The 1,299-nt window shown below is 64.0% G+C and carries 3 protein-coding genes; all 3 read right to left on the bottom strand.

Annotated features, from left to right (window positions below; translation table 11 throughout):
• Window positions 1–507, bottom strand: a 507-nt coding sequence (locus tag MOV75_RS38530; protein WP_247008061.1) for a response regulator, incomplete at its 3' end; no start/stop codon positions are given.
• 75 nt (window positions 508–582) lie between these two features.
• On the bottom strand, window positions 583–948 hold the full coding sequence (locus MOV75_RS38525) for a PleD family two-component system response regulator (protein ID WP_007600538.1): 366 nt from the start codon (window positions 946–948) through the stop codon (window positions 583–585).
• 70 nt (window positions 949–1,018) lie between these two features.
• Window positions 1,019–1,299 (bottom strand): chemotaxis protein CheW (locus MOV75_RS38520; RefSeq protein ID WP_247008059.1); only part of this gene is annotated, 281 nt, incomplete at its 5' end.

The following is a 1,299-nucleotide window of genomic DNA, read 5'->3' as shown; positions in this document are numbered from 1 at the left end:
AGCCGGGCTCGCAGGCGCCAGCGGCGGGCTCGCAACCGCGTGCTTGCGGCGCAGCCGCGCACCGAGATGGCGGATCTTCTGGATCAAATCGTGATGAAAGATATCCGCGGCCGACGCCTCGCGCGTCGATTCCGGCTTTGGAATATAATCGGCCGCGCCGAGCGACAGCGCCTTGAAGCTGATCTCCGCGTTGCGGCGGGTCAGCGTCGAGGCCATGATGATGACCAGATCGCGCTTCTTCGCCAGGAGTTGCGGCAGCGCCGAGATGCCGTCGAGCTCGGGCATTTCGATGTCGAGCACGGCAACGTCGGGATTGATGCGTTCGACCTGGTTGACCGCTTCGAGCCCGGTGCGCAGCGAAGCCGCGACTTCCATGTCGTGCTCGGCGCCGATCCAGCGCGAGATCAGACCGCGAATGACGACGGAATCGTCGACGATCATCACCCGCAGCGGTCCCGCTTCGCGCGAGCCGGTCGAAGTCGAATTACCTGCGAACGCAACGCTCATTACTCACCAACTCAGACTGAAAGGATACAGTTGAAAACAGGCGCCGAAGGATCCGTTCGGCTTCCGGCCGTTCGTTCAGATAAGGCCGACTTCCTGGAATTTCGCCGTCACGATGTCCTTGTCGAACGGCTTCATGATGTACTCGTTGGCGCCCGCATGCAGCGCGCGCGCGATATGCGCGACGTCGTTCTCGGTGGTGCAGAATACGACCTTGGGCTGGTCGCCGCCGGGCATGCGCCTGAGATGGCCGAGGAACTCATAGCCGTCCATCACGGGCATGTTCCAGTCGAGCAGCACCGCATCGGGCAAGCCACGCTTGCAGGCTTCCAGCGCCTTCTCACCGTCCTCGGCCTCGAGGATTTGGAAGTCGAGGCCCTCCAGGATCCGGCGCGCAACCTTGCGGATGACGCTGGAATCATCAACGACGAGACAAGTTCGCATGTGAACCTCCTTCCTCCCCCTTTGCGGAGGCACTTCCAATTGCAAGTCCATCGGCGGCGAGGCCGCCGTATCAGGCCGCCATCATCTCGGGCGCGAGCTCGAGGACGCGATCGACGTCGAGGACGACCATGAGCTGTCCGTCGAGGCGGTGGACGCCGCCGGCGAGCTTGGCCATGCGGGGATCGAGGTTGACGGGGTTCTCTTCCATGCCGGCTTCGGGCAGGCGCAGCACCTCGCCGATCTGGTCGATCAGCAGGCCATAGGATTCGCCGCGCAGGTCGACGCCGACCGCCATCGGCACCTTGCCGTCCTCAGGCTGCGGCAGGCCGAGACGGGCGCGCATGTCGACCA

Source organism: Bradyrhizobium sp. PRIMUS42 (assembly GCF_023006515.1).
Classification (GTDB): Bacteria; Pseudomonadota; Alphaproteobacteria; order Rhizobiales; family Xanthobacteraceae; genus Bradyrhizobium.
This window is presented reverse-complemented; position numbering and strand designations above follow the sequence as displayed.